The organism is Streptomyces sp. NPDC008139 (genome assembly GCF_042957025.1).
Taxonomy (GTDB): domain Bacteria; phylum Actinomycetota; class Actinomycetes; order Streptomycetales; family Streptomycetaceae; genus Actinacidiphila.
Genome location: NZ_JBIBHM010000008.1, coordinates 310,376 through 323,819, shown reverse-complemented (window position 1 = coordinate 323,819; position 13,444 = coordinate 310,376). Strand labels below are relative to the sequence as shown.

Annotated in this window: 10 protein-coding genes and 1 pseudogene; 4 read left to right on the top strand and 7 right to left on the bottom strand. The window is 73.2% G+C overall.

Translation table 11 applies throughout. The annotated features are described in order from the left end of the window. The first annotated feature begins 8 nt into the window (after positions 1 to 8). Positions 9 to 1,655 carry an NADH-quinone oxidoreductase subunit NuoN gene (nuoN, locus tag ACFZBB_RS19435; protein ID WP_391123975.1) on the top strand — a complete coding sequence of 549 codons (1,647 nt, stop codon included), beginning with the start codon at positions 9 to 11 and terminating at the stop codon, positions 1,653 to 1,655. A 98-nt stretch (positions 1,656 to 1,753) separates the two neighbouring features. Here nuoN and ACFZBB_RS19430 read toward each other — a convergent pair whose 3' ends face one another. The 7 genes and pseudogenes from ACFZBB_RS19430 to egtA form a co-directional block, all read right to left on the bottom strand. Beyond that, entirely contained in the window at positions 1,754 to 2,680 is a 927-nt protein-coding gene (locus ACFZBB_RS19430) for a methyltransferase domain-containing protein (protein WP_391123766.1), read from the bottom strand. A gap of 165 nt (positions 2,681 to 2,845) precedes the next feature. Continuing rightward, positions 2,846 to 3,283: a DNA-binding protein gene (locus ACFZBB_RS19425; protein WP_391123764.1), complete on the bottom strand. Its 438-nt coding sequence runs from the start codon at positions 3,281 to 3,283 to the stop codon at positions 2,846 to 2,848. Then, positions 3,280 to 3,549: a hypothetical protein gene (locus ACFZBB_RS19420; RefSeq protein ID WP_391123762.1), complete on the bottom strand. Its 270-nt coding sequence runs from the start codon at positions 3,547 to 3,549 to the stop codon at positions 3,280 to 3,282. The genes ACFZBB_RS19425 and ACFZBB_RS19420 overlap by 4 nt, the downstream gene beginning before the upstream one ends. A gap of 119 nt (positions 3,550 to 3,668) precedes the next feature. Further along, positions 3,669 to 4,661 carry an L-histidine N(alpha)-methyltransferase gene (gene egtD, locus ACFZBB_RS19415; RefSeq protein ID WP_391123972.1) on the bottom strand — a complete coding sequence of 331 codons (993 nt, stop codon included), beginning with the start codon at positions 4,659 to 4,661 and terminating at the stop codon, positions 3,669 to 3,671. 150 nt (positions 4,662 to 4,811) lie between these two features. Continuing rightward, positions 4,812 to 5,582: pseudogene (gene egtC, locus ACFZBB_RS19410) on the bottom strand (ergothioneine biosynthesis protein EgtC); the annotation flags it as partial. Further along, positions 5,582 to 6,940, bottom strand: coding sequence for an ergothioneine biosynthesis protein EgtB (gene egtB, locus ACFZBB_RS19405; RefSeq protein WP_391123760.1), 1,359 nt, complete (start codon positions 6,938 to 6,940; stop codon positions 5,582 to 5,584). The gene egtB and the pseudogene egtC, both read right to left, overlap by 1 nt. 333 nt (positions 6,941 to 7,273) lie before the next feature. After that, positions 7,274 to 8,548 (bottom strand): ergothioneine biosynthesis glutamate--cysteine ligase EgtA, encoded by a 1,275-nt coding sequence (egtA, locus tag ACFZBB_RS19400; RefSeq protein WP_391123758.1) that lies wholly within the window; start codon positions 8,546 to 8,548, stop codon positions 7,274 to 7,276. Between the two features lie 525 nt (positions 8,549 to 9,073). On the opposite strand from egtA, the gene ACFZBB_RS19395 reads away from it, so the two are divergent. The 3 genes from ACFZBB_RS19395 to ACFZBB_RS19385 all read left to right on the top strand — a co-directional run bounded on the left by ACFZBB_RS19395 (position 9,074) and on the right by ACFZBB_RS19385 (position 12,843). Continuing rightward, positions 9,074 to 10,093 carry a polyprenyl synthetase family protein gene (locus ACFZBB_RS19395; RefSeq protein ID WP_391123756.1) on the top strand — a complete coding sequence of 340 codons (1,020 nt, stop codon included), beginning with the start codon at positions 9,074 to 9,076 and terminating at the stop codon, positions 10,091 to 10,093. A 270-nt stretch (positions 10,094 to 10,363) separates the two neighbouring features. Next, positions 10,364 to 11,665, top strand: a complete 1,302-nt coding sequence (locus ACFZBB_RS19390) for an outer membrane lipoprotein carrier protein LolA (protein WP_391123754.1) — start codon at positions 10,364 to 10,366, stop codon at positions 11,663 to 11,665. A gap of 158 nt (positions 11,666 to 11,823) precedes the next feature. Beyond that, entirely contained in the window at positions 11,824 to 12,843 is a 1,020-nt protein-coding gene (locus ACFZBB_RS19385) for an ATP-binding cassette domain-containing protein (protein ID WP_391123752.1), read from the top strand. The last annotated feature ends 601 nt before the right edge of the window (positions 12,844 to 13,444 follow it).

Genomic DNA, 13,444 nt, shown 5'->3' with positions numbered 1-13,444 from the left:
AGGGAGCCGTGGGTGTGGGCGCCGTCCACAGCTTGTGGACGACGGCCGCTCCGGTCGCCGACAAGATCCCGAAGCCGGACATCGAGTACGCCCAGCTCTCGCCGGTGCTGATCGTCTTCGGCGTGGCGATGGTGGGCATCCTCCTTGAGGCGTTCCTGCCGCGCCGCTCCCGTTACACCGCGCAGCTCGTCCTCGCCGTGGTCGGTCTCGCGGCGGCCTTCGCCGCCGTGGTCGCGCTCGCCGAGAAGGGGTACGGCACCACGAAGGCGCATGTCGCCGCGATGGGCGCGGTCGCCGTGGACGGTCCCGCGCTCTTCCTCCAGGGCACGATCCTGCTGGTGGCGATCGTGGCCGTCTTCACCTTCGCCGAACGGCGCCTGGACCCGAAGGCGCACGGCAACAACGTCGACTCCTTCGCGGCCCAGGGCTCCGCCGTCCCCGGCGGCGAGCAGGAGAAGGCTGCGGTCAAGGCCGGTTTCACCACCACCGAGGTCTTCCCGCTGCTGCTCTTCGCTGTCGGCGGCATGCTGGTCTTCCCGGCGGCGAACGACCTGCTGACGCTCTTCGTCGCCCTTGAGGTCTTCTCGCTGCCGCTGTACATCCTGTGCGCGCTGGCCCGCCGCAACCGGCTGCTGTCGCAGGAAGCCGCCGTGAAGTACTTCCTGCTCGGCGCCTTCTCCTCGGCCTTCCTGCTCTTCGGGATCGCCCTGCTCTACGGCTACTCGGGCACGGTCACCTACGGCGGCATCGCCTCGGTCATCGACGGCACCGCCCCGATGACCCCGGCGCTCGCCAACAGCACCGGCAACGACGCGCTGCTCCTGATCGGCTTCGCGATGGTCGCGGTCGGCCTGCTCTTCAAGGTCGGCGCCGTCCCGTTCCACATGTGGACCCCGGACGTCTACCAGGGCGCGCCGACCCCGGTCACCGGCTTCATGGCCGCCGCCACCAAGGTCGCCGCCTTCGGCGCGCTGCTGCGGCTGCTGTACGTCGTCCTGCCCGGACTGCGCTGGGACTGGCGGCCCGTCATGTGGGGCGTCGCCATCCTCACGATGCTGGCGGGCGCGATCATCGCCGTCACCCAGACCGATGTGAAGCGGCTGCTGGCCTACTCCTCGGTCGCCCACGCCGGGTTCATCCTGGCGGGCGTGATCGCCACCGACAAGGAGGGCGTCTCCTCCGTGCTGTTCTACCTCGCCGCGTACTCCTTCGTGACCCTCGGCGCCTTCGCCGTCGTCACGCTGGTGCGCGACGCGGGCGGCGAGGCCACGCACCTGTCGCGGTGGGCCGGTCTCGGGCGGCGCTCGCCGCTGGTCGCGGCCGTCTTCGCCGTGTTCCTGCTGGCCTTCGCGGGCATCCCGCTGACGTCCGGTTTCGCGGGGAAGTTCGCGGTGTTCAAGGCCGCGGCGCAGGGCGGTGCGATGCCGCTGGTCATCGTCGGTGTCATCTCGTCGGCCATCGCGGCCTTCTTCTACATCCGCGTGATCGTGCTGATGTTCTTCAGCGAGCCGAAGGCGGACGGTCCGTCCGTCGCGGTGCCGAGCCCGCTGACGTCCACCGCCATCGCCATAGGGGTGGCCGTCACGATCGTGCTGGGTCTGGCCCCCCAGTACTTCCTGGATCTGGCAGACAAGGCGGGCGTGTTCGTCCGCTGACCGTCATCTCGTCGTCCCCGCGCCCCCGGGCGCCCCGCTCAAGGGGCCCCGGGGGCGCGGCGCGTGGGGGCCTGGGGGTGCGGCGCGTTGAACGGCCTTTATCCCGTGCCCTCTTCCTCCAGCAGGGCCCGGAAGCCGCCCGGCGGGCGGCCGTGACGGGGCACGTCGGCGACGGCCAGCAGGGCGGTGTGGGGGAGGGCCAGGAGCCCCTCGGGGGTCGCGAACTCCTCGGCCAGGCGGTCGAATTCGGCGCGGACGGCCGCGACGACGGACGGCGGCTGGGCGGTGAGGAGTTGGCCGACCGAGGCGATGCCAGCGGCGGGCCCCGACCACCAGGTGTCGGGGTCGACGCGGTGGTCCCAGGCGAGCGTGCGGGCCGTCGCGCCCGGCAGACGGGCGTCGGCGAAGAGCCCGGTCAGGCCCGCTTCGGTACGGGAGAAGTCCTCGTCGGGCGCGAGCGTGGGGAAGTCGGGCGGCCGGGGGACCCCGGCGGCGGCCACGGCGCGGCCGAGCAGGGACTGGCCGGGGGCGGGCGGGTAGGCCCAGACGGTGACCGCGATACGGCCGCCGGGGCGGGTGACGCGGCACAGTTCGGCCAGGGCGGCGCGTGGCCGCCCCACGTGGTTGAGGACGAAGTTGCCGATGACCGCGTCGAATTCCCCGTCGGGGAAGGGAAGTTCCGGCAGCGTGGCGAGCCGTACGTCCGCTCCCGGCAGCGCCCGCGCGGCGGCGGCCACCATGGACGGCTCGGCGTCCACCGCCGTGACCTCGACCCCGCGGGCCAGTGCCGCCGCCGCGACCGTCCCCGTACCGGCGCCCACGTCGAGCACCCGGCCACCGGCCGTTGCCCCGGTGGCGTCCAGGGCGGCGTCCAGCAACTCCGGCACCGGGTAGGCGCACAGCAGGCCGAAGCTGCGCGCGTAGGCGTCGGCCTTCCCACCCCAGGCCCGGCGCTCGAAGGCGTCAAAGGGGTCGGATGGGGCGGGGGTGCCGGAGGCGCCGGGCGCGCCCTGAGTATGCGTCATGTCCACTCCTTCCGGTCCACCAGCGCGGTGGCCAACTGTCGTACGCCCGCCGCGACCCGCTCCCCTTCGCCCGACTCCAGCAGCCGCAGGACGGGGACGCCGCTGAAGCAGGAGAGCAGGAGGTGGGTCAGGAGGCCGGGGTCGAAGGCGGGGGGGGAGTGCGTGTCAGAGGGCGATGACGCGCACCTTGGAGGCGTCCCGCGCGCCGTGCTGCTCGGCGGTGTCCAGCCGCTCGCCGAGGATCGCCGACAGATCCTGCGGGTCCGAGGTGAGGATGTCGACCGGCCGGTCGGGCATGGAGAGGGCCGTTGCGACGACCATAGCGTCGATGGCGTACTTGTGACCGTGCAGACCGGCCGCCTTGAGCAGCCCGGACGCGGTATGCGCACCCGCTCTGTCCACGGGCAGCACGGTGAACTGGGACCGCACCCAGGCCAGCCGCGCCGGATGCACCCCGTCGTGGTCGGCCTCGATGATGGTCGCGGCGCACAGCGCCACCCTGACGTCCCGCTTACGGGCCACCGCGAGCCGTACGGCCATGGCCCGCTCGTCCCGGACCACCTGCGACAGGGCCTCGCTGTCCAGCACCCAGCTACCGCTCACGCGGCGTTCCTCGTGCCGCCGCTCTCCCCGTACAGCTCGGCCTCCGCGGCGGCGATCTCCTCCTCGGTGATCGTCCCGTGCCGCTCCTCGTGGTCGCGGATCAGCATGTCGAGCGCGTCCCGCTCGATCTGGCGCTGCACCGCGTTCTCCACGTACGCGGAGACACCTCGCTTGCCGACCCGGTCGCGTACCGCGTCGATGGTCCCCGCGTGGAAGGAGACCGATACGGACTGGGTGGGGCCGTCACCCGGCGGGAAAGTAGTCACGGACCCGACTCTAGTAAAAGTTATGCCAGAACTGCTCGGGCTCCCGACGTGGGGCGCCAGGACGGGGCCGGCCCCCCGGGGCCCGCGGTGGTCCGGGGGGCCCGGGGGATGGGGCGGGGTCAGTTGGGGACGGCGAGGAGGAGGGCGAAGCGGGACTGGGGGTCGGTCCACCAGTGGCGGACGGTGAAGCCGCCTTCGTGGAGTTCGGCCGTGAGGGAGTCGCGGCGGAATTTGCAGGAGATCTCGGTGCGCAGGTGCTCGCCGGGGGTGAAGCCGGTGGTGAGGTCGAGGTCGGGGATCTTGACGGTCTGGGCGGTACGGGAGCGCAGGTGCATCTCGATCCGCTCGTGGTCGGTGTTCCACAGGGCGACGTGGTCGAAGGCGTCGGGGTCGAAGTCGGCGCCGAGTTCGCGGTTGAGCACGTGCAGGACGTTCTTGTTGAACTCGGCGGTGATGCCCTGCGAGTCGTCGTAGGCGCGGATCAGGATGTCCGGGTCCTTGACCAGGTCGGCGCCGAGGAGCAGGACGTCGTCGCTGGTGAGGGAGAGGGACAGCGTGCGGTAGAAGGCGCGGCGCTGGGCCGCGTCGAAGTTGCCGATGGTGCTGCCGAGGAAGACCAGCAGGCGCGGGCCCGGCTCGTCGGACAGCGCGAGGCCGCTCTCGAAGTCGGCGACGGTCGCGGCGACGCGCAGCCCCGGGTAGTCGCGGACGATCGCCTCACCGGCCTCTTCGAGCGCGGACGCGCTGACGTCCAGCGGCGCGTAGCGCGAGAGCGTGCCGCCCGAGGTCAGCGCGTCGAGCAGCAGCCGCGTCTTGCGGGAGGAGCCCGAGCCCAGCTCGATCAGGGTCGCGGCCCGGGTGAGCTGCGCGATCTCGGGGGCCCTGCGGGTCAGGATCTCCTGCTCGGCGCGGGTCGGGTAGTACTCCGGCAGCCGCGTGATCTGCTCGAAGAGGTCGCTGCCGCGCTTGTCGTAGAACCACTTGGGCGGCAGGGTGCGCGGCGCGGTGGTGAGCCCGCCGAGCACGTCGGCGCGCAGTGAGGTCGTGAAGTAGTCGGCGGGCAGCCGGTCGTCGAGGGTGAAGCGGCTGCCACCCGTGCGGCTCTCGTCCATGCTGCTCTCCTCCATAAGGTGCGGGTCCTCGCGTAGGCGGTCCTTGCCTCGGGCGTCCTTGCGGTCGGTACGGACAGGGGTTGGCGGGCGCAGCGGGATGATCCGTACGCCCTCGGTGGTCGCCAACAGCAGCGACCGGTCCGGGACTTCGTGCCAGTCGCCCGGAGCGTCGTCCGGCTCCGAGGCGACGAGCACGAACCCCGCAGACGCCGCGGACCCCCCGGACGCCGCGGACTCCGCTGACGCAGCGGACCCCGCAGACTCCGCGGACCCCGACGCATCGCGGCCGGTACGGAACCACAGCGTGTCCCCGTACGCCGTGGCCGCGATCGTCCGGCCGTCCGTGAGCAGCAGATTGAGCCGCGCGGTGGGCCGGGCGGCGGCGACCTGCCGTACGACGGAGGCGAGCGCCCCGCCCGGCGGCTGGCCCTGCCGCAGCCGCCGGGTGAGCAGCGCCCACAACAGGGCCGAGTCGCTGTGGCAGTCGAGGCCCAGCAGTTCGGCGGAGGTCAGATCGGTCGGCAGCCGCTCCCAGTCGGCGACGGCGCCGTTGTGGCTGAACAGCCAGCGGCCGTCACGGAAGGGCGCGGCGGCCGACTCGTCCTGCGTGGTGCCCGCGGTCGCGGACCGTACCGCCGCCAGGACGGCGCCGGCCCGGATCGTCCGGGCCAGCTCGGTGAAGTTGGCGTCCGACCAGACGGGTACGGCCCGCCGGTAGCGGGCGGGGAGCGGAAAGCCCTCGTCGCCCTCCTCGGGCGAGGGCTCCAGCGGGTACCAACCCACGCCGAAACCATCCGCGTTCACCGTGCCGTGCCGTTGGAGCCTCGGCTGCCACGACTGCTCGTACAGCCCGCGCGACGGCTCGGTGAGCAGCCGGGCCAGCGTCAACGGCGGCCCGACGTACGCGAGGTGACGGCACATCAGCCGCGCCCGGCTTCCGGGGACGCGGACCCCGACGTGGACGCCGACCCGGACCCGGCCCCCGACCCCGCACCCGGCCCCGACGCGTCCCGCGCCGTCCTGAAACCGGAGAAGATCTGCCGCCGGATCGGATAGTCCCAGTTGCGGAAGGTCCCGCGCGCCGCCACCTGGTCCGCGCCGAACGACCCGCCGCGCAGCACCTTGTAGTCGGGACCGAAGAAGACGTCGGAATACTCCTTGTACGGGAACGCCTCGAAGCCCGGGTACGGCGCGAAGTCCGAGGACGTCCACTCCCATACGTCGCCCAGGAGTTGACGCGCGCCGCAGGGCGCCGCACCGGCCGGGTAACTGCCCGCGGGCGCGGGCCGCAGGTGCGTCTGGCCGAGATTGGCGTGCTCGGGACCGGGATCGGCGTCACCCCACGGGTAGCGCAGCGAGCGCCCGGTCGCCGGGTCGTACCGCGCCGCCTTCTCCCACTCCTCCTCGGTCGGCAGCCGCCGCCCGGCCCAGCGGGCGTACGCGTCGGCCTCGTACCAACACACGTGCACGACCGGCTCGTTGACCCGTACGGGCTCGGTCCGACCGAAGACGCGCCGGGTCCAGACGGAGGCGCCGTCGTCGTACGACCAGAAGAGCGGTGCTTCGAGGCCCGCGTCCTGGACGTGCCGCCAGCCCTCCTCGGTCCACCAGCGGGCGTCCCGGTAGCCGCCTGCCGCGATGAAGGCGAGGTAGTCGCCGTTGGTGACCGGCACGGTGTCCAGCCAGAAGGCGGCGACGTCCACGGTGTGCTGGGGGCGCTCGTTGTCCAGCGCCCACGGCTCGGTGCTGGTGCCCATGGTGAACGGGCCGCCGGGGACGAGGACTTCGGCGGGCAGCGCGGCCGCGTCCGCAGGCGCCTGCGGAGGCTCGGGCGCCTCCAGGACGGCCGGGCCGCTGCGGAGCTGATGGGTGGCGAGCATCGTCTCGTCGTGCTGCTGCTCGTGCTGGGCGAGCATCCCGAAGACGAAGCCGTCCGCGAGCAGCCGTTCCGCCCGCTCCCGCTTCAGGGACGGCGAGTCGTTGGGCGAGGTGTCGACGGCGTCCAGTACGTCGACGGTCTCGGCGCGTACCTCCGCCACGTACGCCCTGGCCTCGTCGGGGCCGAGCAGCGGCAGCGCGGGACGGTCGGCGCGCGGGTGCTGGAAGGCGTCGTAGAGCTGGTCGAGGTCGGGCCGCAGGCCCGGCCTGCCGCCGGCCTCACGGACCAGCCACAGCTCTTCCTGGTTGCCGATGTGCGCCAGGTCCCAGACCAGCGGGGACATCAGCGGCGAGTGCTGCGCGGCCAGATCCACGTCGTCCACGCAGTCGGTGAGGGCCATGGTCCTGCGCCGGGCGGTCTCCAGCGCGGCGAGCGCCCGCGCCTTGACATCAAAGCCGCCGGAAGTCCCGGAAACACCGGAGCCGCCGGAGCCGCCGGAGCCGCCGGAGCCGCCGGAGCCACCGGAAGTCCCGGACCCGCCAGCACCGCCCGAAGCGCGCGAAGCGCCCGAAGCGCCCGAAGCGCCCGGTGCGCCCGGTGCAGAGCCAGGCGTGGCGGAAGTGGCCGAAGTGCTGGATGCGCCAGAAGTGAGGGAAGCGCCGGGTGAGGCACTGTTTTCGGCCGTGTTCCGGCCGTCGGTACGAGGGTTTGTCACGACATGCCTTCCGGAGGGTCAGACGCGGCGCAGCGCGTCCAACTGGTCGTGGGCGGGACATCGTCCGCGTTCTGCATAGCGCTCGGCGAAGTCGGCGACGGCCAGCCGCAGGGCCGCCGGCGCGTTGGTACGCGCCAGCGCACCGGCCGCGGCGGCGAAGCAGGCCCGTACGGCCTCGCCGATGACGGGGTCGGCGGGGCCGACCCGGGCGGCGCGCCGCCACATCTCCTCGGACGGCATCGAATCGCCGTCCTCGCAGAGCGGCTCGGTGGCCGCGTGGGCGGCCTCGGCGGCGACGGGGTCGTCCAGCAGTGTCGCCGTCAGCACGGTCGGGACGATCCAGTCGTCGCCGTCCTGCGCGTCGGTCATCCGCAGCTCCAGCCAGCCGCGCGGGCGCACCGGCGGGAAGAGCGTGCTGAGGTGGTAGTCGAGGTCGTCCACGGTCGGCGCCCGCACGCCCGGCGCGCCCCGCAGCCATTCGCGGAAGGTGAGGTCGCCCGGCACCGACCAGTCGGGCTGGGCGGCGTCCCAGACGCCGCTGCTGTCGGTGGGCCCCTCGCGTACGCACAGCAGGCGCGCGTCGAGGGCGTACCGCGTCCACGCGGTACGGGGGTCCTCGTCGTGCCCCGGCTGCCGGGTGCGGCTGGGGTCCATCCGGCTCCAGACCGCCTGCCGGGTGGAGACCCAGCCGGTCGGCGTACCGCCCTGGAGCGGCGAATTCGCGAAGGCCGCGACCAGGACCGGGCCGATCCGGTGCGCCAGCTCCCAGCGGAAGCGATAGCCGGAGGTGCCCGCGGAGTCGTCGCCCGAGTCGAGGTTCACCTGAAGGGCGGCGGTGCGCCGCATCATTGTGCGGCCCCACGGGCCGTCGCGGTCGAAGAAGCTCTCCATGGCCCGGTAGCGGGGATGGTCGAGCACGCGGGGAGGGTCGCGGAACGGGTCGAGCCCGCGTCCCACGAGAACGAGTCCCGCCTCGTCGGTCGCCTGTCGCAGTGCCGCGACATCGGCGGCCATGGAGTCGACGCAGGCGGCGAGGGTGTCGGCGGGCCGGGAGCTGAGCTCCACCTGGCCGCCCGGCTCACGGGTGAGCCTGCTGCCGCTGGGCAGCCCGCCCGGCTGTTCGACGGGCGCGAGGGCCGCGTCCAGCCGGTCGACGGATATCAGGGACAGCGGATCGGAGCGGTCGTGGACCAGCCACTCCAATTCCACACCGGTGCGTGCGGGCGGACCCGTTTTGAAGCAGACCCCGCGCACGTGGGCCTCCGCCTCGTCTTCCCGCAGGTCGGCTGCCATCGATCCACCTCCTCTCTTTCCTTGGGGGGTTTCCCCGGGGATTACCCGTGGGGTCTACCCCGAAGCGAGGACATGTCACCTGTTGCTGCCGCGAGTGTAGTTGACCATGTTGCGGGACCGTCTTACGTAATGGTGAACGTTCTTCGGTCAACCGCCCGAATCGGCCATCATCCCTTCCGGGTGGTCTTTAAGTCTCCAAAACCGGCATTACGGATCATAACCGGCCCGGTCGGAGACGGCCTGGTGTAGTGCCGGAGCGGGGGTAGCCGAGGGGCAGGGGCGGGGGAAGCCGCGCCGCCGGAGCGAGGAATCGGTGCGGCCGGAGCGGGGAACCCGTGAGGAAGCCGCGGCGAATACGGGGCGAATCCGGGGGGAATTCCGGAACCCCGCTTCCGGTACGCCGCGACCCCGCTTCCAGGGCGATGCCCCGGCGGTGATCCACAGCCGACCGGCTACGCTGCCCGTGTAGACAGTGCCGCCCCTCAGACCCCGCCAGAAGCCAGATCAGCGACAGGAGTACCCCTCGTGACCGTCGTCGGGCCCTTCGGGCTGAGCGTGTGGGACGAGGCCCTTGAGGCCGACGTCCAGGCCGGTCTCTCGGCCGTCGAAGAGGGCCTGCTGGAGGCCACCAAGAGTGATGTCCCGTTCATCACCGACGCCGCGCGCCACCTCCTCAAGGCGGGAGGCAAGCGCTTCCGGCCACTCCTGGTGATGCTCGGGGCCCAGTTCGGCGACCCGCACGCGCCCCGGGTGGTCCCCGCGGCCGTGGTGGTCGAGCTGACCCACCTGGCCACGCTCTACCACGACGACATCATGGACGAGGCCGAGGTGCGCCGCGGCGTGCCCAGCGCCAACGCCCGCTGGGGCAACTCCGTCGCCATCCTGACCGGCGACTTCCTCTTCTCCCGCGCCTCGCACATCCTGGCCGACCTCGGCCCCGAGGCCGTACGCGTCCAGGCGGAGTCCTTCGAACGGCTGGTCACCGGCCAGATCCTGGAGACGGTCGGACCGCGCGACGGCCGCGACCCGATCGACCACTACCTGGACGTCCTCGCGGGCAAGACCAGTTCGCTGATGGCCGTGTCCGGGCGGTTCGGCGCGATGATGTCCGGCGCGGACGAGACGGTCGTGCACACCCTCACCCAGTACGGCGAGCGGATCGGCCTGGCCTTCCAGCTCGCCGACGACCTCCTCGACATCACCAGCGACAGCCACGAGTCCGGCAAGACCCCGGGCACCGACCTGCGCGAGGGCATCGCCACGCTGCCGATCCTGCACGTACGCCGTCTGTACCAGCAGGCCGCGGGCGGCGTCTCGGCCACCGACCGCCGCCTCAACCAGCTCCTCGACGGGGACCTCACCGACGACGCCCTGCACGGCGAGGCCCTGAGCCTCCTGCGCGACCACCCCGCGCTCGAACAGGCCCGCCGCGACACCCTCCGGTACGCCGACGAGGCGCGCGCCGCCCTCGCGCCGCTGCCGGAGTGCACGGCGAAGCTGGCGCTGGCGGCGCTGTGCGACATCGTGGTGCACCGGGCGGGCTAGCCCCCGCGTCGGGCTGTATCGGCGACGTGTACCGGCCGGTGAGGTCGGATCGCCGGCGTCCCCTAGGTGACGCCCTGCGCCGACCCGAGTACGGCGTCGGGGTCTGTCATCCCGGGGACGTACACAGGGTTGCATCCGTCGGCTGATGTGGCGGGTTGGCCGTTTTGGTGTGATGGAGACGTCCACTTCACGGCGGACCGGGCGACAATGGCCCGGGGAGTGGACGAGTGCGAGGCAGTGAACCGCCGCGACGACGGAGGTAGAGACGCGATGGCACGGATCCAACCGGCACAGTTTCCGGAGCACCCGGAATCGGACGAGCCCGGCAGGGGGCGGGGACGCAAGGCCATGCGGTACGCGGTGCCCGTCGCGGTGGCGGGGGTGGCGGCGGCGACCATCAGCCTCGTACCCGCGCTCGCGGACACCGGCAGCCCGTCGCTGCCCACGCTGACGGCGGAGCAGTTGCTCACGAAGATCGCGGCGTCCGACACCCAGACGGTGTCGGGCTCGGTGAAGGTCAGTACGGACCTCGGGCTGCCCGACGTCCTGTCCGGCGGCGCGGCGAGCAGCCTGTTCGGCGGCGCCGCGAGCGCCGCGGGCCCGTCCGGCAAGGACGGCAAGGGCTCGGCCGCCGCCCCGCAGGCCCAGCTCACCCAACTCCTGGCCGGTTCGCACACCCTGCACGTGGCGGCGGACGGCCCCGACCGGCAGAAGGTCTCGATCATCGAGCCCACCGCCGAGTACAGCCTGATCCACAACGGCACCGAGGTCTGGGGCTACGACAGCGGGTCCAACGAGGCGTATCACGCGACCGCCCCGGCCGACGCCAAGGGCGGCGCCGACAGCAAGGCCCGGCCGCAGGACTTCCCGGCCACCCCGCAGGCCGCCGCACAGCAGGTGCTCAAGGCCGCCGACGGTACGGCCTCGGTCACCGTGGACGGCACCGCGCGCGTCGCGGGCCACAGCGCGTACCAACTCCTGGTCACCCCGCAGCACGCGGACAAGACCACGGTCGGCGCGATCCGTATCGCCGTCGACTCCAAGACCGGCGTCCCGCTGAAGTTCACCCTCTCGCCCAAGGGCGGCGGCAAGGCGATCGTGGACATCGGCTTCACGAAGGTGAGCTTCGGCAAGCCGTCCGCGTCGACCTTCACCTTCACCCCGCCCAAGGGCACGAAGGTCACCGAGGCCGGCAAGGAGTCCGACGCCGTCACCAAGGGCCAGAAGGGGTTTGACGGTGTCGCCGGCCTGCCCGGCTTCGACGGTGTCAACGGCACCGGTCACACCTCCGGCGCCGAGCCCACCGTCATCGGCAAGGGCTGGGACTCCATCGCTGTCATCAAGTCGCCCGGCGGCCTGCCCTCCGGCGCCGAGAAGAACGCGCACGGCAAGGGCGGCGGCGACGCCCAGTCCCTGCTCAACAGCTTCGGCCAGCACGTCACCGGCGACTTCGGCTCCGGCACCGTCTTCCACACCCGCCTGGTCAACGCCCTCCTGACCGACAAGGGCACCCTGTACGTGGGCGCGGTGACGCAGTCCGCGCTGACGGACGCGGCGAACGCGGCGAAGTAGCGTCGCTCGCACGCCAGTCGGTGGGTGCCCGTCCCGTCCGGGGGGGCACCCACCGGGCGCGCGCGGAAGCGGGTCCGGGCTCAGGGCCCGGAGCCGGGAGTTCCGGCCGGGCGCGGCGCGCGCCGTACACTTCCCAGTCCCCGTCGCAGAGGAGCGCGATGCAGCAGCCGCAGGCCGCCGGGCCCAACGGGCCGAATGGGTCGGGCGCGTACGACGCGGTGACCGTGCCTGCGGCGGACGCCGCCGACGTGGTGATCGAGACGCGCGGCCTCGCGAAGCGGTACCGCGGCACGCTCGCCGTGGACGGCCTGGACCTGCGGGTGCCGCGCGGCAGCGTCTTCGGTTTCCTGGGCCCCAACGGCTCGGGGAAGACGACGACGATCCGGATGCTGATGGGCCTGATCGCGCCGACGGCGGGCACGGCGCGGGTGCTGGGCCGACCGATGCCGGGCGCACAGCGCACGGTGCTGCCCAAGGTGGGCGCGCTGATCGAGGGCCCGGCCCTCTACGGCTTCCTGTCCGGCCGGGACAATCTGCTGCGGTACGACGCGGCCGACCCGACGGCCGACCCGCGTACGCGCCGGGCCAGGGTGGGCTCGGCGCTTGACCGGGTAGGGCTCACGGCGGCGGGCCCGAAGAAGGCGAAGGCGTACTCGCTGGGCATGAAGCAGCGGCTCGGGCTGGCCGCCGCCCTGCTCCAGCCGCGCGAGCTGCTGGTCCTCGACGAGCCCACGAACGGGCTCGATCCGCAGGGCATGCGCGAAATCCGCTCCCTGGTAAGGGAGTTGGCCGCCGACGGCACCACCGTCTTCCTCTCCTCGCACCTGCTGGACGAGATCGAGCAGGTCTGTACGCACGCGGCCGTCATGGCGCGCGGCCGGCTCCTCACGCAGGGGCCGGTGGCCGACCTCGCGGCCGGTGCGCGCGGGCGGCTCGTCGTCACCACACCGGACCCGGCGCAGGCGGCCCGCGTGCTCACCGAACACGGCGTCGGCGCCCTCCTCGCCGACGGCCAACGCGTCAGCGGCGAACTGCCCCCCGACCCGCCGGACCTCGCCGACCTCAACGCCGCCCTGGTCGCCGCGGGCGTCCGCGTCCGTGGCTTCGGCCTCGAACGCGCCTCCCTGGAGGACGCGTTCGTCGCCCTGACAGGAGAGGGCTTCGATGTCGCGGGCTGAAACGGAGCCGACCGCTTCGAGCGCCGACCCGAACCGGCCCGCGGCCGGGCCGCGACCTGAGCCGCCCCCCGCCTCGGGCCCGGCCAGCCCGGAACCTGAGCTGACCTCCGCGTCGGGCGCGGCCGTGTTCCGGCCTCCGGCCGGGCCGGAACCTGAGCTGACCTCCGCGTCGGGCGCGGCCGTGTTCCGGCCTCCGGCCGGGCCGGAACCTGAGCCGCCCCCCGCCTCGGGCCCGGCCAGCCCGGAGGCCGCATCGCCCCCCGAGCCCGCCGCCCGGCCCTCCGGGCCCGCGCCCGGAGCCGCCGCCGATCCGCCCCGTACCGGACGCGAGCCCGCGTCCGCTGGGCGTGAATCCGGCGCGGCCGCTGGAGTACCCGCCGAGCCTTCCGGGCCCGGGCCCGCGCCTGGAGCCGCCGCCGATCCGCCCCGTACCGGACGCGAGTCCGTGTCCGCTGGGGGTGAATCCGGCGCGGCCGCTGGAGCACCTACGGAGCCTTCCGGGCGCGAGCCCGCGTCCACCGAGGCCGAATCCGGCGCAGCCGCCGGAGCACCCGCTGAGCCTTCCGGGCCCGGGCCCGGACGCGAGCCCGTGTCCGCCGGG